General features: G+C 38.5%; 22 protein-coding genes and 1 other annotated feature. Of the genes, 16 read left to right on the forward strand and 6 right to left on the reverse strand.

What is annotated here, in order from left to right; all coding sequences use genetic code 11:
- Window positions 1-28: 28 nt before the first annotated feature.
- The 5 genes from IGL86_RS00090 (at window position 29) to IGL86_RS00110 (ending at window position 4,107) form a co-directional block, all read left to right on the forward strand.
- Entirely contained in the window at window positions 29-1,021 is a 993-nt protein-coding gene (locus IGL86_RS00090; RefSeq protein WP_002356030.1) for a mannose/fructose/sorbose PTS transporter subunit IIA, read from the forward strand.
- A 34-nt stretch (window positions 1,022-1,055) separates the two neighbouring features.
- Window positions 1,056-1,859: a PTS mannose/fructose/sorbose transporter subunit IIC gene (locus tag IGL86_RS00095; RefSeq protein ID WP_002356031.1), complete on the forward strand. Its 804-nt coding sequence runs from the start codon at window positions 1,056-1,058 to the stop codon at window positions 1,857-1,859.
- Between the two features lie 22 nt (window positions 1,860-1,881).
- On the forward strand, window positions 1,882-2,793 hold the full coding sequence (locus IGL86_RS00100) for a PTS system mannose/fructose/sorbose family transporter subunit IID (protein WP_002356032.1): 912 nt from the start codon (window positions 1,882-1,884) through the stop codon (window positions 2,791-2,793).
- 161 nt (window positions 2,794-2,954) lie between these two features.
- Window positions 2,955-3,332, forward strand: coding sequence for a DUF956 family protein (locus tag IGL86_RS00105; RefSeq protein ID WP_002356033.1), 378 nt, complete (start codon window positions 2,955-2,957; stop codon window positions 3,330-3,332).
- A gap of 247 nt (window positions 3,333-3,579) precedes the next feature.
- Complete coding sequence (locus IGL86_RS00110; protein WP_002356034.1) at window positions 3,580-4,107, forward strand: HdeD family acid-resistance protein; 528 nt, start codon at window positions 3,580-3,582, stop codon at window positions 4,105-4,107.
- 45 nt (window positions 4,108-4,152) lie between these two features.
- Here IGL86_RS00110 and IGL86_RS00115 read toward each other — a convergent pair whose 3' ends face one another.
- Window positions 4,153-4,356 (reverse strand): hypothetical protein, encoded by a 204-nt coding sequence (locus IGL86_RS00115; RefSeq protein ID WP_002381332.1) that lies wholly within the window; start codon window positions 4,354-4,356, stop codon window positions 4,153-4,155.
- A gap of 197 nt (window positions 4,357-4,553) precedes the next feature.
- Between IGL86_RS00115 and IGL86_RS00120 the strand changes: the two genes are divergently transcribed.
- From IGL86_RS00120 to mprF, 5 genes are all read left to right on the forward strand, one after another.
- The gene (locus IGL86_RS00120; RefSeq protein ID WP_010816225.1) at window positions 4,554-5,324 is read left to right on the forward strand and encodes a MurR/RpiR family transcriptional regulator; all 771 of its coding nucleotides are present in this window, start codon (window positions 4,554-4,556) and stop codon (window positions 5,322-5,324) included.
- A 148-nt stretch (window positions 5,325-5,472) separates the two neighbouring features.
- Window positions 5,473-7,041 (forward strand): maltose/glucose-specific PTS transporter subunit IIBC, encoded by a 1,569-nt coding sequence (gene malX, locus IGL86_RS00125; protein ID WP_010818093.1) that lies wholly within the window; start codon window positions 5,473-5,475, stop codon window positions 7,039-7,041.
- A gap of 14 nt (window positions 7,042-7,055) precedes the next feature.
- Window positions 7,056-8,270 (forward strand): MalY/PatB family protein, encoded by a 1,215-nt coding sequence (locus IGL86_RS00130; RefSeq protein ID WP_002397716.1) that lies wholly within the window; start codon window positions 7,056-7,058, stop codon window positions 8,268-8,270.
- Window positions 8,271-8,369: 99 nt separating this feature from the next.
- Window positions 8,370-8,750: a RidA family protein gene (locus IGL86_RS00135; RefSeq protein WP_002356039.1), complete on the forward strand. Its 381-nt coding sequence runs from the start codon at window positions 8,370-8,372 to the stop codon at window positions 8,748-8,750.
- A gap of 191 nt (window positions 8,751-8,941) precedes the next feature.
- Window positions 8,942-11,533 (forward strand): bifunctional lysylphosphatidylglycerol flippase/synthetase MprF, encoded by a 2,592-nt coding sequence (gene mprF, locus IGL86_RS00140; protein WP_002379842.1) that lies wholly within the window; start codon window positions 8,942-8,944, stop codon window positions 11,531-11,533.
- Between the two features lie 37 nt (window positions 11,534-11,570).
- On the opposite strand, the gene IGL86_RS00145 is transcribed toward mprF, so the two are convergent.
- From IGL86_RS00145 to IGL86_RS00155, 3 genes are all read right to left on the reverse strand, one after another.
- Window positions 11,571-14,186 carry a YfhO family protein gene (locus tag IGL86_RS00145; protein WP_002370603.1) on the reverse strand — a complete coding sequence of 872 codons (2,616 nt, stop codon included), beginning with the start codon at window positions 14,184-14,186 and terminating at the stop codon, window positions 11,571-11,573.
- Window positions 14,187-14,731: 545 nt separating this feature from the next.
- Window positions 14,732-15,241 (reverse strand): ClbS/DfsB family four-helix bundle protein, encoded by a 510-nt coding sequence (locus IGL86_RS00150; protein WP_033626085.1) that lies wholly within the window; start codon window positions 15,239-15,241, stop codon window positions 14,732-14,734.
- A gap of 7 nt (window positions 15,242-15,248) precedes the next feature.
- Entirely contained in the window at window positions 15,249-15,716 is a 468-nt protein-coding gene (locus tag IGL86_RS00155; protein ID WP_002364587.1) for a VOC family protein, read from the reverse strand.
- Between the two features lie 64 nt (window positions 15,717-15,780).
- On the opposite strand from IGL86_RS00155, the gene IGL86_RS00160 reads away from it, so the two are divergent.
- Window positions 15,781-16,728, forward strand: coding sequence for a helix-turn-helix transcriptional regulator (locus tag IGL86_RS00160; protein WP_002385468.1), 948 nt, complete (start codon window positions 15,781-15,783; stop codon window positions 16,726-16,728).
- Between the two features lie 91 nt (window positions 16,729-16,819).
- On the opposite strand, the gene IGL86_RS00165 is transcribed toward IGL86_RS00160, so the two are convergent.
- On the reverse strand, window positions 16,820-18,073 hold the full coding sequence (locus IGL86_RS00165; protein WP_002385467.1) for a glutamate-5-semialdehyde dehydrogenase: 1,254 nt from the start codon (window positions 18,071-18,073) through the stop codon (window positions 16,820-16,822).
- Window positions 18,060-18,875, reverse strand: a complete 816-nt coding sequence (proB, locus tag IGL86_RS00170) for a glutamate 5-kinase (RefSeq protein WP_002389550.1) — start codon at window positions 18,873-18,875, stop codon at window positions 18,060-18,062. Before proB ends, IGL86_RS00165 begins: the two co-directional genes overlap by 14 nt.
- Window positions 18,876-19,194: 319 nt before the next feature.
- On the opposite strand from proB, the gene IGL86_RS00175 reads away from it, so the two are divergent.
- The 5 genes from IGL86_RS00175 (at window position 19,195) to gltX (ending at window position 24,380) form a co-directional block, all read left to right on the forward strand.
- A complete protein-coding gene (locus IGL86_RS00175) occupies window positions 19,195-19,680 on the forward strand; it encodes a dUTP diphosphatase (RefSeq protein ID WP_002361472.1) in 486 nt (161 codons plus the stop codon).
- Window positions 19,681-19,758: 78 nt separating this feature from the next.
- The gene (gene radA / locus IGL86_RS00180) at window positions 19,759-21,129 is read left to right on the forward strand and encodes a DNA repair protein RadA (RefSeq protein ID WP_002356050.1); all 1,371 of its coding nucleotides are present in this window, start codon (window positions 19,759-19,761) and stop codon (window positions 21,127-21,129) included.
- A 103-nt stretch (window positions 21,130-21,232) separates the two neighbouring features.
- Window positions 21,233-22,378, forward strand: a complete 1,146-nt coding sequence (locus IGL86_RS00185) for a PIN/TRAM domain-containing protein (RefSeq protein ID WP_002368622.1) — start codon at window positions 21,233-21,235, stop codon at window positions 22,376-22,378.
- An 18-nt stretch (window positions 22,379-22,396) separates the two neighbouring features.
- The gene (gene ispF / locus IGL86_RS00190; RefSeq protein ID WP_002367570.1) at window positions 22,397-22,870 is read left to right on the forward strand and encodes a 2-C-methyl-D-erythritol 2,4-cyclodiphosphate synthase; all 474 of its coding nucleotides are present in this window, start codon (window positions 22,397-22,399) and stop codon (window positions 22,868-22,870) included.
- 52 nt (window positions 22,871-22,922) lie between these two features.
- On the forward strand, window positions 22,923-24,380 hold the full coding sequence (gene gltX, locus IGL86_RS00195; protein ID WP_430605621.1) for a glutamate--tRNA ligase: 1,458 nt from the start codon (window positions 22,923-22,925) through the stop codon (window positions 24,378-24,380).
- Window positions 24,379-24,585: a binding site (T-box leader), on the forward strand. (Overlaps the previous gene by 2 nt.)

Consider the following 24,585-nt stretch of genomic DNA (forward strand, 5'->3'; position numbering starts at 1 on the left):
AAACATCAATTATACAGGAGGTATAAAAATGGTAGGAATTATCCTAGCAAGTCACGGTGAATTTGCTGAAGGGATCTTGCAATCTGGTGCAATGATCTTTGGCGAACAAGAAAATGTAAAAGCAGTTACGTTAATGCCTAGCGAAGGTCCCGATGATGTAAAAGCAAAAATGCAAGAAGCCATTGCATCGTTTGACAATCAAGACGAAGTACTATTTTTAGTTGACCTATGGGGAGGAACACCATTTAACCAAGCGAACTCATTGTTAGAAGATCATAAAGACAAATGGGCAATCGTTGCAGGTATGAACTTACCAATGGTTATTGAAGCATATGCTTCTCGTTTCTCTATGGAATCAGCACAAGAAATTGCGACACACATTCTTGAAACAGCAAAAGATGGTGTCAAAGTTAAACCAGAAGAGTTACAACCAGCAGAAGCACCAAAAGCTGCTGCGACAGAAGATGCACAGCCAAAAGGTTCGTTACCACCAGGTACAGTTGTTGGCGATGGCAAAATTAAATTTGTGCTAGCACGTATTGATTCACGTTTATTACATGGTCAAGTAGCAACAGCTTGGACAAAAGCAACACAACCAAACAGAATTATTGTTGTTTCTGATGCCGTTGCAAAAGATGACTTACGTAAGAAATTAATCGAACAAGCAGCTCCTCCAGGAGTAAAAGCCAATGTTATTCCAATCAGTAAAATGATTGAAGTAGCGAAAGATCCACGTTTTGGCAATACAAAAGCATTATTATTATTTGAAAATCCTGAAGACGTCTTAAAAGTGGTTGAAGGCGGCGTAGAAATCCCAGAAGTAAACGTTGGTTCAATGGCTCACTCTGTTGGAAAAGTCGTTGTAAGCAAAGTATTATCAATGGGTCAAGAAGACGTTGATACGTTTGATGAATTAAAAGCCAAAGGCATCAAATTTGATGTGCGTAAAGTGCCAAATGATTCAAAAGCGAATATGGACGAAATTTTGAAAAAAGCAAAAAATGAGTTAGCAAACGCGTAACTCGTCAAATACAAATCAAAATAGGAGGCTTATCATGTCTGTTATATCAATTATTTTAGTTTTACTCGTTGCCTTTCTAGCTGGTATGGAAGGGATTTTGGATGAGTTCCAATTCCACCAACCGTTAGTAGCATGTACATTAATCGGATTAGTTACTGGTAATTTAGAAGCCGGAATTGTTTTAGGTGGTACTTTACAAATGATCGCGTTAGGTTGGGCGAACATCGGGGCTGCCGTTGCGCCGGATGCCGCTTTAGCATCTGTTGCCTCAGCAATTATTTTAGTTTTAGGTGGCCAAGGTGTTAAAGGTGTTCCTTCAGCGATTGCCATCGCAGTTCCTTTAGCGGTTGCAGGTTTGTTCTTAACAATGATCGTTCGGACAGTTGCGGTTCCAATCGTTCACATGATGGATGCGGCTGCTGAAAAAGGCAACATTAAACAAGTTGAAATGTTACACATTTTCGCTGTATGTTTACAAGGTATTCGTATTGCGATTCCAGCAGGTGCTTTACTATTCATTCCTGCTGACACTGTTCGTAATTTCTTAGAATCAATGCCAGCTTGGTTAACTGATGGTATGGCTATCGGTGGTGGTATGGTCGTTGCCGTAGGTTATGCATTAGTAATCAACATGATGGCAACAAAAGAAGTATGGCCATTCTTCATTATCGGTTTCGTAGTCGCAGCGATTTCTCAATTAACATTAATCGCATTAGGTGCTTTAGGTGTCGCTTTAGCTCTTATTTACTTGAACTTATCTAAAATGGGCGGTTCTTCTAACTCAAATGGCGGAGGCAACTCTGGCGACCCATTAGGCGATATTTTAAACGACTACTAATTCTGAAGGAGGAGCAAAGAAAATGGCAGAAAAAATTCAATTAACTAAAAAAGATCGTTTAGCTGTAGCTTGGCGTTCAACATTTATCCAAGGTTCTTGGAACTATGAACGTATGCAAAACGGCGGCTGGGCATTCTCAATGATTCCAGCAATCAAAAAATTATATAAAACGAAAGAAGAACGTTCAGCGGCGTTAAAACGTCACTTAGAATTCTTTAATACACACCCATACATTGCCTCACCAATCCTTGGTGTAACATTAGCTTTGGAAGAAGAACGTGCCAATGGCGCACCAGTTGATGACGTAGCGATTCAAGGGGTTAAAGTTGGGATGATGGGTCCTTTAGCCGGTGTCGGTGACCCAGTTTTCTGGTTTACTGTTCGTCCAATGTTAGGAGCTTTAGGTGCTTCCTTAGCAATGGGTGGTAATATCTTAGGCCCAATCTTATTCTTCGTTGCTTGGAACTTAATTCGTTGGTCATTCATGTGGTATACACAAGAGTTTGGTTACAAAGCAGGTTCTAAAATTACTGATGACCTTTCAGGTGGTTTACTACAAGATATTACAAAAGGTGCTTCTATTTTAGGGATGTTCGTACTGGCCGCATTAGTTCAACGTTGGGTATCGATTAAGTTCTTACCAATTGTCTCACAAGTTAAGTTAGACAAAGGTGCTTATATCGAGTGGGATAAACTTCCTGCTGGCGGTGAAGGAATGCATAAAGCCTTTGAACAAGTGAACCAAGGCTTGGCGCTTTCACCAACGAAAGTTACTACTTTACAAGATAACTTAGATCAATTGATTCCAGGTCTAGCACCATTACTACTTACATTCTTATGTATGTGGTTATTGAAGAAAAAAGTTAGCCCAATCGTTATCATTCTTGGTTTATTCGTAGTCGGCGTAGTCGGCCACTTAATCGGCTTATTATAAGAATGACGAGGTAAGTTTATTACTTCTAATCAAAAAAAGCGGAAGAGAAGTCGAGAAACTTTTCTTCCGCTTTTTTAAACAAAGATGTAATTTTGTTTGTTTCGATCAGGAAAGAAACGTATAATAAAGAGGAATTAGTCGAATGAAATGGAGCAGATAACATGGTACAATCATTAAACACAAAAGTTGATTTAGTTATAGATGCGACGGCATTTACAGGATTAACAGATTATGGACAAATTATGATAGGTGACCGCGGGTTTGAATTTTACCATGCCAAAGATCCACGTAAGTTTATCCAAATTCCGTGGGAAGAAGTCGATTACGTGTTGGCTTCAGTAATGTTCAAAGGAAAATGGATTCCTCGTTATGCGATTCAAACCAAGAAAAATGGGACGTATACGTTTGCTTCAAAAGAGCCGAAGCGAGTGTTACGAGCTATTCGTGAATATGTTGACCCAGATCATATGGTCCAATCTTTGAGTTTCTTTGATGTCATAAAAAGAGGGATTCTCTCGATTGGGAAAAAGAAAAAATAATTTATAACTGTTACTTTTTTATAAACTAGATGAAAAAGTAACGGTTTTTTTGCGGGAAAACGAGGGACTTATTTATACAAAAAAGGCACAATTGTGCACCAAAAAAGAGACAATCAAGTGATACGTTGTTTTTAATGGAGTTATCATTGAAATGGTTTTCAGAAAGCACGATGAAAATATTTGACACCTTGTAAAATAGTAGTAACATAATAAGTGTAATAAATTATTTTATAGAGGAGTGAGTGTCATGGAACAACGACAACATCATGGAATGGACTGGGGTTCATTAGTATTAGGAATTCTATTTGTTCTGACTGCATTAATTTCTTTCCAAAATCCTGCCGGTAATTTAATTGCCATTGTGATGGTTTTTGCGATTTTTGCTATTATTAAAGGGATTTTTGAAATTTTTGTACGTAATCGTATGAAAGAATTGCTAGGCTACAAAGCTTATGCACCGATCATCTTAGGGATTATTGATATCCTAATTGGTGTTTACTTATTGTTTAACTTAAATATTGGTGTCGCTGTGTTACCATTTGTTTTTGCAATTTGGTTTTTATTCGACTCAATTTTCGGCTTATTTACTTTAGATTTTGCTAAACGAGTAAGTACAGGTTACTTCTGGTTCACATTAATTGTTGATGTTTTAGGGATTATCTTAGGTGTAATGTTATTATTTAATCCATTGTCTTCAGCATTAACTCTAAGCTTCTTAGTTGGCTTCTACTTTATGATGTTTGGTATTAGCAATATTGTATATGCTTTTAGATAAAAGAAGTAAAAAAAACAGGTTTTCCGAAAAGGAAAACCTGTTTTTTTAATAACGACGGCGGCAGTTACCATTATTTCCCGAAATTGTTCGAACAAGCCACACGATAATCGCTACGGGAACTAAAATTTTTACTGCTAGCCACAATAAGCTTCCCACGATACCGACAACGGCACTAAAGAGTGAACCGACAACTAAAAATAAAAGGACCACTAAAAGAATATTTATAAACATTGGTCGTTGATTATTCATACGTACTACCTCCAAATTTTTCCTGTTTTCTATATACAGAGTATAGCAAGAACGCGCAATAAGTACCTCCATCGGAAGGCTGATTTTTTTCTCTGGCGAATGATGGAGCCGCTGTTGGTTATTTTGGACTTTCTTATTGAAATAATCAGAATATTCTGGTGTATAATTATAAAAAAGGATTTAAAGTGAGGGATTGGATGACGACTGAGGGATTAATCGCTTTGTTAGAAAAGAAACGAAATGATTTAAGTAAAATTGAAAATCAAGTACTGGATTATATTTTGACGCATATGACGGAAATTAGTTCACAAACCATTTATGAGGTGGCGCAGGCGTTGTTTGTCTCAACAGCCACTATTTCTCGAACAGCAAAACACTTAGGTTATCGAGGCTTCCAAGAATTAAAATACGCAATCGTCCAATCGGTGCAGAGCGAGAGCACAGAAAGCGATAGTCGTAGTTTTCAAGCTATTACGCAACAGTTGATTGCCAATGTGCAAGATAGTTTTCAACAGATGGATGAAGCCAAAGTCGCGGAAATGCTAAAAATGATTGAGTGCGCGAATACGATTGAAGTGTTCGGTGTTGGTGGCAGTTTTCCTATTTGTACTGATTTTGCACGAAAGCTAACATTTTTAGGAAAAAAAGCCTATGCACGATCTGATTGGGATGAACAAGCGGCAGCAGTTAAGAATCTGGATGGACGGGATTTAGCCATTTTTGTCAGTTATACAGGAGAAACTAAGGGGATTTTAGCGTATGCACGTGTAGCGCAGGAACAGCAAGTGCCGATGATTAGTTTGATTTCGACTAAAGGAAGCACCTTGGAAAAATTGTCGACGACGACGTTATTTGCCAAAGGGACGACACGTTATCATCAGCGCGTGGATTTAAGTTCAAGAATTGCTGTCATTTGTTTGTTCGATACGGTTTTATTAATGTACGCAGAGGCAAAGCAGCCGCGGTAATTTTATGCAACACCATACTAAATGATGTAAGGGGATACAGAAAAAGTGTAGCCTCTTTTTTCTTTGTTTTGGGCTAGTTATAATGAGGGCAATGAATGTAAACGCAATCATTTTTAGTTTTGTAAAGAATGAATGGAGGAGTTAAGAAATGGCAGTAAAGAAAAAGAAAGCGACTTTCTGGGAGTTTTTCCAAGGATTAGGCAAAACGTTTATGTTGCCAGTGGCTTTATTAGCTTTTATGGGGATTTTGTTGGGATTAGGAAGTTCTTTTTCCAGTGAATCTATGATTGAAACAATCCCGTTTTTAGGAAAGCCCGCAGTAAAAATTATTTTCCAATTTATGTCGACAATTGGTGGTTTTGCGTTTGCCTATTTACCTGTCATGTTTGCAATGGCCATTCCGTTGGGGTTAGTTCGGAAAGAAAAAGGAATTGCTGCGTTTTCAGGTTTCGTAGGCTATACGGTGATGAATTTAGCGATTAATTTCTATTTAGTGCAGACGAATCGCCTCGTGGATCCTGAACAGTTGCGGGAAGCTGGCCAAGGAATGGTTTTTGGGATTCAAACGATTGAAATGGGCGTTCTCGGTGGAATTATCGCGGGGCTTATTGTCTATAAGTTGCATAATCGATTTTATACGGTGCAACTACCAGATAGTTTTGCCTTCTTTTCTGGCGCACGGTTTGTGCCAATTATTACTTCATTAGTGATGGCCTTCGTGGGCTTAGTCATTCCGTTAGTTTGGCCACTTTTCGCGCTAATGATTATGGCGATTGGCCAACTTATCCAACGTTCTGGTATTTTTGGGCCTTTTCTGTTTGGGTCAGGGGAACGTCTACTGTTACCGTTTGGGTTGCATCATATTTTGGTTTCCATGATTCGTTTTACTGAAGCAGGGGGTTCAGCGGTGGTGGCTGGCAAAGAAGTGTTTGGTGCGTTAAATATTTTCTATGCAGAATTGCAAAATAATTTACCGATTTCACCAAGCGCAACAGCTTTCTTGTCACAAGGGAAAATGCCGACCTTTATTTTTGGATTACCAGCGGCGGCACTTGCGATGTATCATACTGCAGCTCCGGCGAATCGACATAAGATTAAAGGCTTACTCCTTTCAGGTGTGATTGCAACGGCTATCACTGGCATTACAGAACCAATTGAATTTTTATTCTTATTTATTAGTCCATTATTATGGCTGTTTCATGTCATTATGACTGGTCTAGGTTTCATGGTAATGGCTTTATTAGGTGTTGTGATTGGGAACACTGATGGCGGGCTACTGGACTTTGTTATTTTTGGCTTGTTACAAGGAACTTATACAAAATGGTGGTGGGTTCTCATTGTCGGCGCTATCTGGTTTGTTATTTATTATTTCGTCTTTAAAACAGTCATTGTAACCTTTGATTTAAAAACACCTGGACGAGACAAGGTCTTAGATGAGACTGAATATACCGATCAAGAAGTTCAATATAAGAAAACGGGTGGCTATGATGCGCCTGGGATTTTAGCGGCTTTGGGTGGGCAAGAGAATATTCAAGCTATTGATAATTGCATTACGCGTTTACGTTTAGTGTTAGCAGATGCTAATAAAGTAGATGATGACAAATTAAAGCAATTAGGGGCTTTAGGCGTTGTACATTTAGATGCGCAGAATGTACAAGTGATTATCGGAACCAAAGTGACAACGGTCCGTAATCAATTAGAGATGATTTTAGGTTAGAAAAAAGACAGAAGGTGAAGAGTGTGTCGTTTGATAAAGCAATTGATCGACGAGGAACGTATTGTACACAGTGGGATTTTGTAGAAGACCGATTTGGGGAAGCGGACTTGCTTCCCTTCACTATTTCCGATACGGATTTTGCTGTGCCAGAGGCAGTTCTGGCAACATTACAGGAGCGTTTGAAACATCCAGTATTTGGCTACACGAGGTGGAACCATCCGCAATTAAAAGAAGCAATTCAAACGTGGTACCAGACAAGATTCCAGACGAAGATTGAAGAACACTGGATTATGTATACCCCGACCGTTATCTACGGGATTTCTGCTTTGATTCAATTATTAACTAACGAAGGGGAGGGCATTATTTTACAAACACCTGCCTATGATGCATTTTTTAAAGTTATTCAGGAAAATAAGCGGCAAGTAGTGGCAAATGAATTGCTTTATCAAGAGAAGCGCTACAGCATTGATTTTATTGATTTAGAAAAAAAACTAGCGCAACCAGAAAATCGCTGTTTGCTTTTATGTTCCCCGCATAATCCAACAGGACGTGTTTGGGAGCAATGGGAATTAGAGCGAATGGTTTCATTGTGCCAACAGTATGATGTGTTTTTACTTTCTGATGAAATTCATATGGATATCGTTAATAAAGGCCAAGTTCATCGACCAATTACGCAATTTGATTATAAAAAATCTGCCATTATTACCAGTGGCACGAAAACCTTTAATTTTCCAGGGCTGATTTTTGCTTACGCCCTAATTCCAGATAACGAATTACGTGACGCTTTTCAGCTCAAATTAAAAAACGCCGATGGTCTATCATCAACAAGTATTTTGGGAATGCTAGCAACCATGACGGCCTATCAAAAATGTGGTACTTGGGTTGACGAGTTGAATGATTATTTAGCGGAGAACCAACGTTACGTGAAAGATTTTTTACAGACATATTTGCCAAAAATTAAAGTGACGGAGCTGGAGGCAACTTATTTAATGTGGTTGGATGTATCAGCGGCAGTTCCAGATGTGGCCCGCTTACAAGAGGCTTTAGTTTCTGTGGGGAAAGTCGCTATTATGGACGGCTCGATATATGGTGGTAATGGGCAACGATTTTTACGGTTAAATATTGGCTGTTCGCAAGCAAAACTACACGAGGGACTTGAAAGGATGCGCCAAGGTTTTGAAGCTGTTTTACAAAAGGATGGCACAGCATCAGCGCTTGGGAATAATTGAGAAAATATAGCATTCCGAAAATGGTTGCAGTACAATGGAAAAATAGAAACAAATAAAATAACAAAAAGTAACAACTTGTCATTTACTGGGGGAAAAGAAATGAAAACAATTAAAACAAAGCAAGCACCACAAGCAATTGGGCCATATTCACAAGCAAAAATTGTGAATGGTTTATTGATTACTTCTGGTCAGATTCCACTGGATCCTGAAACAGGCAAGGTGGTTGGTACAACGATTAAAGAACAAACCAATCAAGTACTGAAAAATATTCAAGGGATTTTAACAGAAGCTGGTAGTGATTTTGCTCATGTAGTCAAAACGACATGCTATTTACAAAATATGGCGGATTTCACGGCATTCAATGAAGTCTATGCTGAGTATTTTAGTGCGGAATATCCTGCACGCACAACGATTGAAATCTCTAAATTACCGATGGATGTGTTGGTGGAGATTGAGATTATCGCAGAAGTAGTGGCGTAAAAAATACAGTTAAAAGAGTGAGAAAAAAATCTAAGACGATTTTTTTCTCACTCTTTTTTTCAATAAAACAATACGATTCAGCCAAAATGTCTAGCCGTGCTGGAAAATTTTCAGCAAATAGGCTACCATGGAAGAAAATCGATAAAACGAAAGTTAAATGAATAGAAAAGAGATATGAAAGAGGCTATAAGATGAAAAAAAATATTAGCCAACTAACGCAGTGGTTGAAAGAACACAGTTTATTATTGAAACTAATTTTTCTTGGTTCTGTATTAGTTTTCGTGGCTAACCAAGTGACACATATCGCTCAAGGCATGACCTGGGCGGATATTTTTTCCACGATGGAACAACAAAGTACGGGGCGTTTAATTGGTATGGTCTTGGCAGGACTATTAGGGGTTATTCCGATGCTCCTTTATGACTATGTAGTCGTTAAATTATTGGAAAAAGAAGGTAAGCCACCAATGAAACGAATGGATTGGTTAACTTCGGCTTGGGTCACTAATACCATTAATAACTTAGCGGGTTTTGGCGGCGTGGTTGGGGCAACGCTACGGATTAATTTTTACGGAAAAGATGTACCACGAGGCAAGGTTGTAGCAACGGTCTCAAAAGTTGCTCTGTTCTTGATTTCAGGGTTATCTATTTTATCTTTTGTGGCGTTTGTTGATTTATTTTTTATTCGAACCCAAAATGTTTTTCGTGAATATTGGGTTTGGTTATTATTGGGCAGTCTGATTGCGCCAGCGCTCTGGTTTTTCACGTATTTAAAACGGCGAACATTGTTTAAAACATTTTTTCCAAAAGCGGTACTCCTATTATTCGGCGCTTCATTAGGTCAATGGCTAGGGGGGATGTTTGCTTTCTTAATGATAGGTCGCTTGATGCAGGTGCCAGTTTCGATGGTTTCTGTTTACCCAATGTTTGTTATCGCTACGTTAATCGGGATGTTAACTATGGTTCCTGGTGGTATGGGAACGTTTGATGTCTTAATGATTTTGGGCTTATCACAATTAGGGATTGATCGATCACAAGCGGTCGTCTGGTTGTTGTATTATCGTTTGTTTTATTATGTGACGCCTTTTATGACAGGAGTTATTTTGTTCTTGCAACAAGCAGGCATGAAAGTTAATCAATTTTTTGATAATTTACCTCGGTTATTTTCACAAAAAGTGGCGCATTTTATTTTGGTGGCGGCGTTATATTTTGCAGGAATTATGATGGTTCTATTGTCGACTGTGACGAATTTGTCGAATGTCAGTCGTTTATTCCAAGTGTTACTTCCCTTTTCTTTTAATTTTTTAGATCAGACATTGAATTTATTTGTAGGATTCTTGTTATTAGGTTTAGCTCGAGGCATTTCTATGAAAGTGAAAAAAGCTTATTGGCCTACAATTATTTTACTAGGATTTTGTATTGTAAATACGGTGGCACGAACGACTTCGTGGCAGTTGATTACTGTTTATGCTGTTATTTTATTGGCGGTTATTTTGGCTCGTAAAGAATTTTATCGTGAAAAGTTTGTTTATTCATGGGGCGCTTTAACGGTAGATAGTATTTTGTTTGGCTGCTTGTTTATCGGTTATGCGGTTGCTGGCTATTACGCCGCACGACCAGCTGGTGGCAATCAAGTTATCAATCACTTTTTGTTGTTTCCGTCAGATGATGTTTGGTTTAACGGATTGATTGGATTAAGTATTTCCTTGATTGGTTTATTCTTTTTGTATCAATATTTAGCCGAAACAACTGTTACTTTAGGTGAGGGGTTTGAGGAAGCGCGGTTGACACGCTTTTTGGAAAAATTTGGTGGCAACGAAGGCAGTCAATTTTTGTATTTAAAGGATTATGGTCATTTTTATTACCAAGAAGAAGGCGAAGATCAAGTACTTTTTGGGTTTCAAATGAAGTTTAATAAATGCTTTGTCTTGGCGGATCCGATTGGGCAACGAGAGAAATGGACAGCGGCGACACTGGCGTTTATGGATCAAGCTGATTTGTTAGGTTATCAATTAGTTTTTTATCGTATTTCGGAAGAATATGTTATGAATCTTCACGATTGCGGCTTTGAATTTATGAAAGTTGGGGAAGAAGGCTTGATTCAATTTGATGAGCCGTCAACAGTGAATCAAACAGCCTGGACGGAAACAGTGACTGAAAAAATAGCAGCGGAAGCAGCGGATTTTCAGTTTGAATTTTATCCCGAAACGATTAGTGATGCCTTATATCAAGAGTTAGAACGAGTTTCTGCGGACTGGTCACGGAATCAAAAAGAGCGCTACTTTATTGGTGGACGGTTGGATCCCGAGTACTTGAAATGCAGTAGCGTGGGCTTGGTGAGACAGAAACAAACGGTCATCGGTTTCATTACGGGAAAAGAAATGGAAAAAGGCAAAAGTATTTCTTATGATTTGTTACGTATTCGTTCAGACGCACCTGCTTTTACTAGAGAATATTTGTTCACTCATTTTATTGAAACCTATCAACAGCAGGGCTATCAATTAATTGATATTGGGATGGCGCCGTTGGCTAACGTAGGGGAGAGCAAGTACTCTTTCTTAAAAGAACGCTTTGTTAATATTTTTTACAAGTATAGTTATCAAATTTATGCGTTTCAAGATACACGCAAGCGCAAAGAACAATATGTCACTAGTTGGCAACCACGTTATTTTGCTTATCCTAAGCGGACCAGTGTCCTCTTTGCTTTTGTGCAACTTTCCTTGTTGATTACGAAAGGAAGACATCAAAGTGTTTCGCTTGTGGAAGAAGCAATGACTGAAATTTAAAAAAATCACGCGATGACTTAGCCATCGCGTGATTTTTTTATTTGTCTTCTTTTTTACGGTTTCGTCTAGCAGGAATCAAGGTTACGTAGGCAACGAAACCACCAGTACATAGAACGAATAACACGATGCCAGGAATCAATCCTTCTGGTAAATAAGAGAACTGAATAGTATGGGTTCCAGCGCTGACAGGAACGCTTAGAAAGGCATCTTTAAAGGCTTTTGGGGTAACTTTTTTGCCATCAATTTTGACACGCCAACCTTTGTCATAAGGAATTGTAGTGACGAGTACTTGATCTTTGTCGGCGGTAAAGGTACCTGAAGCAGAGCGTTTGCCAGTGGTTAAATCAACGCCTTTTTCTTGCACGGCGGAAATGGCTTTTTCAAATGCATTGGTATTTAAGCCAACTACTTGCGGCTGAACAAAACTTACTGCTTTGGTTCCATAAAAACTTACTTTGAAGTTAACAGTTGTATCTTTGGGATAGTAACCTAAGTTATAATATTGGCCAGTAATGCCAATTTGTGATTGCTGACTCGAGCCGTTCACGGTGACCGTCGCAGTGGAACTTTCCAATTGAGCAAAATCTGTTGGGAATAAACTCAAATAAGCTTGCGTATTGGCGGGCACATTGACTGTATAAGAAATCTCTTTGGCTACGTTATGTTGTTTCTCCGTAAAAGTTACGCCAGCTGTATTTTGCGTAATTGTCACGTTATTTTGAAGCGTCATCGTTGGTTGATAAAAGGTAAAATACCGTTCATTAGTATTGGCTAAAGCATTTAGTAAATTTGTTTGACTACCTAAATTATCATTGAGAGGTTGCCGAACATTGTAAATCTCTTTGTCTGCTAAAAATCCTAACGGCAAAGCATTTTCGTTACGATAAAGCTGATATTTACCAGCAGCTGCTTGTCGCTCAAAGCCGAATTTCATTGGATTGTTTTCAGCAATATTGTATTTAATGCCCATCAAAGCATCCATTAACAAGGTATTATTTTGGTAACGAATATTTAAATTCGTGCCTCGTGAGCGGAAACCTAAGGCGTTTAGGTATGTTGAAGAATGTCGGTTCCGTACGGAAGAAAACATGCTAATGCCACTGTAGCCATAGTTAATGCCGTCATTGGCCGAAACACCATTTAAATTTTCCAAGCGGTAAAAGGTATCATTTTCTTTTTTTGTTTGATCGACTAGATTTTTTAAGTCAGGATAAGGCTCAGAATACAAGCTGCGTGATGCGTAGTTCCAATCATCTAAAATACCAGTGACCATCGCCCGTGTATTAATGATTGCTTCACCAGAAACGAGCAGCAATAACAAAATCACTAAGTATTGCATAGGCGCTTTTTTCAATTGATAAAAAGCAATCCCGAAAAAGTATAATAGTAAAAAAGTTGCCGTTAATACGAAAGAGGTTAAAGTCACATACGTATAACTAGTAGCACCTTTTGTGCCCATTGCAAGAGCAAAAATTGCTAAAAGAATCAAAATCAAGCCGCTTAAGACGCCGAGATCATCCTTTTCAAATTTTTCCCAACCATAACCAGCAAGCAAAATAACTAGGAATGAAAAGAGGAAACTATAGCGGAAAAGAAACATGTTCGGCGCATGCATACCGTGCCAGAATAAATTTAAGGGCGTGATGTAAAAGCTAGCAATCAATAGGACAAACAAACTGCCAAAAAGTAGTTTGTTTTTCAATGGAATTTCTTTCGTAACGAAATAGAAGAGACAAAAAATCAAAGGCAACAACCCAATGTAAATAAAAGGAATGGACCCATATTTGGTTGTATCGTAAACGCCAATCATATTTTTCATAATAATATCTAAAAAGGCAGTCGCTTCTGTTTTAAAGGTTGTAATTTCAGAAAGAGTTTCACCATTGGTTCGTAAATCTAAGACAGCAGGTAAGACCATAATCATGGATGCTCCACCAGCTAAAAGAGAAGTAGTAAAATATGCAACGATTCGAGATTTATATCGTTGCCAGTCTGTAAACGTTCGTGCAAAATAGTACAGGAAGGAAAACAACCCAATCATAAAGCCAAAATAATAATTTGTAATGAAAAGCAAGAAATAACTGACAAACAATAATGTCGGTTTTCGTTGGTCCATTAAACGATGAATTCCTAAAATTACGAGTGGCAGATAAATAAAGGCATCCAGCCACATAATTAATTCTGAATGGGCCACAATGAAGGACATTAGCGCATAAGATACACTTAAAGTCACATGGGACCATTTAGGAATCTTAAAGGTTTGTTTTGCCAAGAACCAAAAACTCAAGCCAGCACTCCCAATTTTCAACAACGTTAGGAAATAGAGCGCATCAGGCATGTTTTGATTGTTAAAGAAAAAGACGAGCGGCGTAAATAAGCCACCAAGATAATAGGAAATTAAGGACAAGTAGTTTAGTCCCAAAGAAGCATTCCACGTATAGAAAAGACTTTGTTTTCCATGAAGAACATTGTTAAAGCTTGCGTGAAAATTTGAAAATTGAGAAAAGGCATCGCTGGCTAAAACACTGCGACTACTTCCTGGATAAATCCCAATACTCAAATAGATAATTGCCATAATTAAAAATGGAATGAAGAAACTGGCTAACATATAAGGCCAGTTGTTTTTTAAAAACTGCCTACTTTTATTTTTCATAAATAACCTCACCTGATTTTTCGAAAGTACCTATAGTTTATCATACTCTTTATTTGATGTACCAATAGAAGAAAAACTTTAAAATTTTATTAGGATCCTAAGGGTGGAGTGAAGAAGAATTAGTAGTAAGAGATTAACATTCAAATGCTAAATCACCAGATTAAAACAACGAATATTCTCCGAAAAATTGCTGAAAACACCCTGTGGATAACTTTGTGCATAACTCTGTTGAAAACCACAAAAAAGCTTTTTATCTCGGTTTATCCACAAGGATAAGTTTTCGAGTTGCTAAAAAAAATAGACGCAAGTTCAGAAGGCCTGCTTGCTAAAAGTAAAGGAATCCCTAAAGTTGAAAGAAGATGGAAACGTTATTAAAACAACGTTTTCATCTTCTTTTTTCTAGAATTTACAAAGATTTAATGTCGAACAAATAAGCACTGTGGAAAAGTTTTTTGGAAAAAATAGGAAATTTCATCCACAAAGTTTTCTGTGGAGAATTTAAAAAATGCTTGTCAAGCTTTTTTTGAAAAAATGTGGATAACTTTTTAAAGACACGCTTTTTTCCATTTGCGAATTTGCGTTCGGAAACTAGTAAAAGGGGCAACGCTATTAATGTGAATCCATTTCCAAAGAGGCCATTGTGCTTTGGTAGTCGCCCAAGCCCGTTGTTGAGGTAAAAATAATTCGTCTTCGGAAAGCGAGTCAATCCAATGAAGTAATTTTTCTAAGATGTCTTGCAACGCAATCAGCTGACTTTCTAAACTCATTTGTCCATAGGTTTGATAAAATGATTGATAGAGATCGCCCAGTTGATTCCATTTATAACCTTCAGCTGGCGTTTGAACGGTCAGACCACGTTGTTCTTGTTCTTCCCAAGAAAGCAGCAAGTTGAGCCAGCCTAATTGATAGGCTAAGTTCTCTGAAGGTGTTTTAGCTACTGTTTCAATTCGGTGATCTTTAAGTGTTTCAGGAATTTCTGCAAATTCAGCTAAATATTTTTGTGAAGCTATTTGAATGGCCTCAATCAAGGCTTCTTTTGATTCATAGGTTCGCATTCTTCGGCTAACGTCCTTTCTTGGTAGGATCTGCTTGTTTTTCTTGAGTAATTTGAGTGACTAAACCAAAAGGATCTTTCACAATCGCATAAAATGTTGCAAATTCATTTTCAATTGGTTCTTGGATAATACAGGATTCGGGATGGCGCGTGAGTTTTTCAAAAATTGTTTTGGCAGAGTGACGGCTATTGACGGTTAAGCTGAGGGTCAATTGTTCTGTGGGCGTGGTATTCATTCCTGCAAACAAAGGATTATCAGCTAGTTGTAATTGAAAAGTGTCCATTTGTAAAATCGAGTGAGAAAGCCAGTGTTCTTCGCCAGCGGGAATGGTCAAAGAAGGATTTAAACGCTCTTTAAATTCTTGATTAGTAATTTTAAAAAGAATATCACCAGCAAAGGCTTCTTGGTAAAACGTCAAGGCTTCCGTTGCTCGTCCGTTTAAGACCATAAAAAGGGCAAATTGTGTGTTTTTCATTGTTTGAACCTCCTAAGATTGATAAGATAAGCATAACAATAAAAGGTGTCAAAAAGTGACACCGATGGAGGGGAAAATGAAAAAATCAGAACGTTTAAATCAGGAACTTTTTTTCTTGAGAACCCATCCTCAGTTTAATTTAAATCAGTTAATGAAAACTTTTGGGATTTCTAAAAGCACAGCTTTGCGGGATATTGAAGCTTTGGAAAATTTAGGCGTGCCGCTATATGTGGAGAATGGTCGTTATGGTGGCTATCGAGTTTTAAACAAACCGTTGTTGCCGCCGATTTATTTTAACGAAAATGAAGTGTTAGCGATCTTTTTTTCGTTACAATTACTGAAATTAGTCGCAGAGTCACCGTTTGGTCATTCCTATCAGCAAATTCAGCAAAAATTATTGCATTCTTTAGATGAACCAACCCAATTTAAAATCAGTCAAATGAGTAAGGTCGTCTATTACGAAGGAATTGAACAAGTAGAAGCACCAGGCAATTTAGAGCAGCTGTTTCATTGTATTTTGGCGCAACAAGTAATTCAGTTTAACTATACCAGATATGAAGCAACAACGAAAAAAATCTTACCAACCCGGTTAACTATTTTAGAAGGGTATTGGTATTGTTCAGGCTATGATGTGACTAAAAAGGCTTGGCGTACTTACCGCTGTGATTTTATGGAGGCTATTCAGCAGTTAAACCAAACACTGGATTTTACGACTGAAGAACTGAAAGAATCGTATCGCCATCAACAAACGACAGCACGTACGATTCCATTTAAAGCAATCATTACAGAAAAAGGCAAAGAATTTTTTTATAAACATCGCTTTGACAATATTCAGTTGGAAGAAACGCCCACGCAGTGTTTTTTAGTTGGACAGATTCATCCAACAGAAACACAATTTTTAGCCAACTATTTTATGGGCTTTGGTGAAGAAGTGACAATTTTAGAGCCAGTCCAAGTGAAACAAGCATATGTAGAAAGTATAATGAGGATTCAAAAAAAATATCAAGAATAGATTGTGGAACTGTGAACAATCTCATGTGTAAAAATGCACATTGGAGAAGAGAAAGAAAAACCCTTGATCTTTAAATCAAGGGTTTTTCTTTCTAAGAACGTGCTTGCCCATTTCCATAAATAACATATTTTGTCGAAGTAAGCTCTGCTAAGCCCATAGGTCCACGGGCATGTAGTTTTTGCGTACTAATGCCGATTTCGGCGCCAAATCCAAATTCAAAACCGTCCGTGAAACGAGTTGAAGCATTCGCATAAACAGCGGCTGCATCCACTTGTTGTAAAAATTGTTGTGTGGCAAAGTAATTATCACTAATAATACTTTCAGAATGTTTTGTATTGTAGCGATTAATATGCTGGATGGCTTCGTCCAAAGAATCAACGACTTTCACTGCTAAGATAAAGTCGAGAAATTCCGTTTCCCAATCTTGTTCAGTCGCTGGAATGGCTTCTTCAAAAATTGCTAACGCACGTTCATCTGCCCGAAGTTCCACGTGAAACTCCTTCAAGGCTTTTTCAATTGTTGGTAAAAAGGCTTCAGCCACCTCTTGATGAATTAATAACGTTTCGGCGGCGTTACAGACAGAAGGACGTTGACATTTAGCATTGACAATAATTTCAGTTGCCATTGTTAACTGGGCGTCTTTGTCCACGTAAATATGACAATTGCCTGTGCCCGTTTCAATAACAGGAACAGTGGCTGTTGTCAAAACAGTTTTGATTAAGTTGGCGCCGCCACGCGGAATGAGGACATCCAAGTAGTCATTTAAGCGCATAAGTTGTTGGGCTGTTTCTCTAGAAGTATCATCAACAAATTGAATGAGATGGGGAGAAACGGCTTCTTGTATTAGCGCTTCTTGTAAAATTGTCACCAATATCTGATTGGAGTGAAACGCTTCTTTTCCGCCTCGAAGAATAACAGCATTTCCTGATTTGAAACAAAGGCTAGCGGCATCTGTTGTCACGTTTGGCCGCGATTCATAAATGATTCCAATAACACCTAAAGGCACGCGTTGTTGCCCAATTAACAGCCCCGCTTCATTGCGCCACATTTTATCTACTTCCCCAATTGGATCGGGTAAAGTAGCGACTTGGCGTATGCCCTCGGCCATCGCTGTGATCCGTTCTTCTGTTAAACGTAAGCGGTCTTGCATTGTTTCAGAAATTCCGTGGGTAGCGGCTTGCTCTAAATCTAATGCGTTTGCTTGTAAAATGCGGGGCGCATTGGCTTCAATGGCTGCGGCCATTTTGTTTAACAAAGTATTTTTTTGACGAGTATCCATCAAGCCTAGCGTATAAGAGGCTTCTTTAGCTTGTTGCCCTAGTTGCTTTAAATCAGTCACTTTCATGCCCTCCTTTAATAAATAACGTACCGATATCTTTTCCTTCTAAAATTTCAAAAATGATTTTTGGCTGCTTTCCGTTTGCTAAAATCATCGCCTGTTGATTAGCTAACACACGTTCAGCAGCTTTTAATTTACTAGACATCCCACCAGTGCCAAAGCGGCTCCCCTTACCACCGGCTAATTGGAACAAGTCTTCATTAATTTCATTGATTTCAGAAAATAACGTGGCTTCTTTGTTGACAGTAGGGTTATCTGAAAAGAAACCATCAATATCTGATAACATAACTAACAAGTCAGCTTGAACAATTTGGCAGACAATGGCAGACAATTGATCGTTATCCCCGAACTTGGTTAAGTGATCCAATTCTTCAATTGCGACAGTATCATTTTCATTGACGATAGGAATAATATTCATTTTTAACAGTTGTTCAAAAGTATTGGTAACATTATTGCGACTTTCAGGATATTCAATAACATCACGAGTTAATAAAACTTGTGCCATTTGTTGGCTATAGGTTGAAAACCGCTGATTATAAATGTTCATTAATTCTGCTTGGCCGACTGCAGCGACTGCCTGTTGTTCGGGAATTGTCGTTGGGCGTACAGATAGATTTAATTTATTCAGTCCGACACCAATTGCGCCAGAAGAAACTAAAATAATTTCTTTGCCTTGGTTGCTTAAATCACTCAAAGTAAAGGCTAATTGATCAATTGCTTTTAAGTTAATATTGCCATTGGGATAAATCAGAGAACTGGTTCCGACTTTGATCACAATTCGTTTGGCCTGTTGGAGTTTGTTTCTCATAAGTGCCTCGTTTCTTTTTACAGTAAAATTTGACACTCATTATAACAAAATCAGCGGCTACTAGAAAGTGCTAAATAATGAATAGTAAAGAAAGTTTAATGAAAGTGTGAACTTTTTGAGGGAATCTTGGGACTTTTTGGGATTTGGTCTGTTTATTTTAAGAGAAGATGATAGACTAAAAGAAGGAAAATAAACAAAAATTCTCCTCTTTTTTGCGTAGTCTAGATTAACTGGGCTTTTAGAAATGAGAAACTTACTAAAAACAACCAGAGTATCAGAGATTATGGTAAAATAGGAGTAGTTTAGACAGTAGGGGAGAATGAATATGAAACAACGTGGTTTTGAGATTATTTCTAAGTATCAAGAAGAGGGCTTGAGTGTCCCACAACGAGCAACAAAAGGTGCCGCGGGGTATGATTTTCAAGCAGCCGAAACGGTCGTTGTACCAAGTCTTTGGAAGTTACAACAAGCTGGAGAAAATCCCAAACCAATTTTAGTTAAAACAGGAATTAAGGCGTATATGCCTGATTCTGAATATTTAGAATTGGTGAGTCGTTCTTCGAACCCGCTAAAACGGTTCCTACTTTTAGCGAATGGTGTCGGAGTCATTGACAGTGATTATTATAATAACGAGAATAACGAAGGACATATCATGTTCCAATTTTTAAACTTTGGATATGAAGATGTTGTCATTGAAAAAGGTGAACGAATTGGCCAAGGGATTTTTAAACCGTTTTTATTAGCGGATGATGACCAAGTCGAGGCAGAAAGAACGGGCGGTTTTGGTTCGTCTGGACAAAAATAAAGCCTATTTTTTCAGTAGGCAACGTTATTCAAACCATTTAATAAATGTTAAAATAAACAACAGATAAGGAGATTCTACATGGCAAAAAAAGCAAAAGTTCAATTTGAATGTCAAAGCTGTGGGTATGTGTCTCCAAAATATCTCGGCCGCTGTCCTAATTGTGGACAATGGAATTCGATGGTGGAAGAGGTTATTCAAGATACTTCTGATCGTCGTGCTAGAGTAAGTTTGACTGGTAAAAAGACACAACCACAACGGCTATCTGAAGTCGTACCTAAAAAAGAGCCTCGTGTAAAAACTGAATTAGTGGAGCTGAATCGGGTTTTAGGTGGTGGCGTTGTTCCAGGTTCGTTAGTTTTAATCGGTGGCGATCCCGGAATAGGTAAGTCAACATTGCTCTTACAAGTATCGCAACAATTAGCAGCCACAGGTGGCACGGTTTTATATGTTTCTGGTGAAGAAAGTGCTGAGCAAATTAAATTACGAGCGGAGCGTCTAGGCACCGTCAACGAGACATTTTACTTATACGCAGAAACAGATATGCACGAAATATCACGAGCCATTGAAAAATTAGAACCAGACTATGTCATTATTGACTCGATTCAAACAATGACGCAGCCAGATGTTACCAGCGTTGCTGGTAGTGTCAGTCAAGTCCGAGAAACAACTGCCGAATTATTGAAACTGGCAAAAACGAATGGGATTGCCATTTTTATTGTCGGACACGTAACGAAGGAAGGGTCTATCGCAGGGCCACGGATGTTGGAACATATGGTAGACACGGTTCTTTATTTTGAAGGAGATAAGCATCACACCTTTAGAATCTTACGGGCTGTCAAAAATCGGTTTGGCTCAACGAATGAGATTGGTATTTTTGAAATGCAGACACATGGATTGGTTGAAGTTATGAATCCTTCTCAGGTCTTTTTAGAAGAACGTTTAGAAGGAGCCACCGGATCTTCGATTGTGGTAGCAATGGAAGGTTCACGCCCCATTTTGGTGGAAATCCAAGCGTTAGTTACCCCAACGATGTTTGGCAATGCCAAGCGAACGACCACCGGGTTGGACTTTAATCGCGTTTCTTTAATCATGGCGGTTTTAGAAAAACGGGCAGGCCTTTTATTACAAAACCAGGATGCGTATCTAAAAGCGGCTGGTGGAGTCAAAATTAATGAACCAGCTATTGATTTAGCGTTAGCAATCAGTATTGCTTCTAGCTATAAAGAAAAAGGAACCTCATCTTCGGAATGTTTCATTGGTGAGATTGGTTTAACTGGTGAAATTCGCCGCGTGAATAGTATTGAACAACGAGTGCGTGAAGCGCAAAAACTAGGCTTTACAAAAGTCTATGTCCCTAAAAATAACCTTGGTGGCTGGGAAGCGCCTGAAGGGATTGAAATTATTGGCGTTTCAACAATTGGTGAAACGTTAAGAAAAGTTTTTAAATAATGAAAAAAGTAGAAATAATCCGTTTAGGTTGTTGGTGGCGTATGATTTTTGTACGCCCCACAACACTAGACGTCTTTATTAAATAAACGAGGAGGATGGCTATATGCAAAAACGAATCATCACGTTGCTGATGATCATTGCTGGTGCAAGTTTAGGAATTTCTCTTTTCCCAATGGCTTGGGAAATGGCTAAGCAAGGCAATAACAGTTGGTTAAACAATAACTTTACGAACGGATTAATCGGTGCAATTATTTTCTTTATTTTATCTTTAGGGTTAGCAAAGTATATTGTTTCCGCTGTCAAAAAAATCGAAGCAGCTTTAAATGAAATGAGTTTAACCTATTTATTATTTGGAAGTATTGGTGCCATCATTGGTTTAACAATTGGCGTCATTATCTCCATTCCAATGTACAACTTACAAATTCCTGTCGTGAATAGTTTACTACCAATTCTAGTTATGATTATTCTGGGTTACTTAGGTTTCCGAATGGGAACAACACGGATTGAGGAGTGGAAAAAAGTTTTCACACCTCGCCAAAAGAAAGCAAATACGGAAGACACCGAAGGACAAATGTTGGAACGTAAAGTGGAAGACAACTTCCATAAATACAAAATTTTAGACACCAGTGTCATCATTGATGGCAGAATCTACGATATCGCTAAAACAGGCTTTTTAGAAGGTGTTTTGCTCATCCCTAACTTTGTTTTATATGAATTACAATACATTGCTGATTCTGGAGACAGTTTAAAACGGGTGAGAGGTCGTCGTGGCTTAGATATTTTAAATGCTTTACAAAAAGAAGAAGGTATCTCTGTTGAGATGTATGACGGAGATTTCGAGGATATCTCTGAAGTAGACAGTAAATTAATCAAATTAGCAAAATTATTAGATGGCGTGGTTGTGACCAATGACTACAACTTAAATAAAGTCTCTGAATTTCAAAATGTGCCTGTTTTAAACATTAATGCTTTAGCTAATGCTGTGAAACCAGTGGTGATTCCAGGTGAAACGATGAATGTGATGGTTGTAAAAGCCGGAACAGAGCGTCAACAAGGGGTCGCTTACTTAGATGATGGCACAATGGTTGTGGTAGAAGATGGCCAGCATTACATGAACGAGCAAATCGAAGTGGTCGTCACAAGTGCTTTACAAACCGCAGCTGGGCGTATGATTTTTGCCAAACCGGCGCACGCGGGTCGCGGGATTAATGATCGCAAGGATAACCATCCTAAAAACGATAAAAATTAAGCAAAGTGAGGACTTAGTATGATTCGAATCGGTCAAGGTTTTGATGTTCATCAATTAGTTCCGCAACGACCTTTAATTATTGGTGGGGTTACTCTACCTTATGAAAAAGGTCTGTTAGGTCACTCAGATGCCGATGTTTTAACACATGCAATTATTGATGCAATCCTTGGTGCCGCTGGTCTGGGTGATATTGGGCAACTGTTTCCCGAAACCGATCCGCAGTTCAAAAATGCGAATTCTGTAAACTTATTAAAAAAAGTAAATGAAAAAGTTGGGCGGTCGGGCTTTACTATTGGCAATATTGATTGTACAATTTTAGCGGAAGAGCCAAAGATGAGCCCATACTTGGCAGAGATGAAAAAGAATCTAGCCGCGAGTTGCCACTTAGCGGTCACACAAGTGAACATTAAGGCAACGACCATGGAAACGATGGGCTTTGTTGGTAAAAAAGAAGGAATCGGCGCAATTGCCGTTGCTTTATTGGAAAAATAACTGAAAACGACGTTAAACCGTCTGTTTTTAAAAAATGGAAAGAGGAATGAACATGACGAAAGTTCGTGTGCGTTACGCACCAAGTCCAACTGGACACTTGCACATTGGGAATGCAAGAACAGCATTATTTAACTACTTATTTGCCCGCCATAATGACGGAGAATTTATCATTCGTATCGAGGATACCGACCAAAAACGGAACATCGAAGACGGCGAGAAAAGTCAGTTGGAAAACTTAGCATGGTTAGGGATGGAATGGGATGAATCACCTGCTCATCCGGGAGAATATGGTCCATATCGTCAATCAGAACGTAAAGAAATTTACCAACCATTGATTGATCAATTATTAAGTAGCAATCGTGCGTATAAGTGTTATTGTACGCCAGAAGAATTAGAAGCAGAACGTGAAGCACAACAAGCTCGTGGGGAAATGCCTCACTACGCAGGCACTTGTGCGAATTTAACACCTTATGAACAAGCAGCCAAAGAAGCGGCTGGTCTAGAACCAGTGATTCGTTTCCGTGTGCCACGTAATACAGAATACAAGTTTGATGACATCGTGAAAGGTGAAATTACTTTTGAGTCAGATAACATTGGTGGCGATTTTGTCATCCAAAAACGCGATGGGATGCCAACGTATAACTTTGCCGTTGCAGTAGATGATCACTTAATGAAAATTTCTCACGTTTTACGTGGCGATGATCACATTGCGAACACACCAAAACAATTAATGATTTACGAAGCGTTTGAATGGACACCACCTGTCTTTGGCCATATGACCTTAATCATTAATTCAGAAACTGGCAAAAAATTGAGCAAACGTGATGAAACAATTTTACAATTTATTGAACAATACCGTGAATTAGGTTACTTACCAGAAGCCATGTTCAACTTTATTGCTTTACTAGGATGGTCTCCTGTTGGCGAAGAAGAAATCTTCTCACAAGAAGACTTGATTAAATTGTTTGATGAACAACGCTTAAGCAAGTCACCAGCGGCCTTTGATGCGAAAAAATTAGAATGGATTAACAATCAATACATGAAACAAATGGACTTAGGTGAACTAACAGATATGTGTATTCCTTATTTAGTCGCTGACGGTCGTGTTGAAGAAAATCCATCTCCTGAAAAAATCGAATGGTTAAAACAATTAGTTAGCTTGTATCAACCACAAATGAGTTATGCAGCTGAAATTGTGGAACTATCAAACTTGTTCTTTAATGAACATCCAGTTTTAGATGATGCTGCGAAAGAATTCTTGCAAGGAGAAACAGTGCCAACTGTGTTACAGGCGTTTAAAGAACAATTAGAAGCCTTGGACGTTTTCGATGTGCCAAGTATTAAAGCAGCGATTAAAGCCGTCCAAAAAGAAACCGGCGTTAAAGGCAAAAACTTGTTTATGCCAATTCGAATTGCTGTTTCTGGACAAATGCATGGTCCTGAATTAGGCGAAACCATCGAATTATTAGGCAAAGAAAAAGCATTAGATCATTTAAATAAAGTGTTATAAAAACACAAAGAATAGAAGAAGTAGACAAGCAGATGGATTTCAGAGACGCTGTGGGTGGTGAGAACAGCGAGCATCTTTTGTCGAAATGCATCTATGAGTGGCTTTGGTGAAAAAAGTAACCGAAGACGTCGGCAGGCGTTAACTGTATCGAGGCAAGAGCTAGTTCTTGTGAAGAAAAGTGGAACCACGCATGGGCGTCTTTTAA

This window comes from Enterococcus sp. DIV0774, from assembly GCF_050539095.1.
GTDB lineage: Bacteria > Bacillota > Bacilli > Lactobacillales > Enterococcaceae > Enterococcus > Enterococcus faecalis.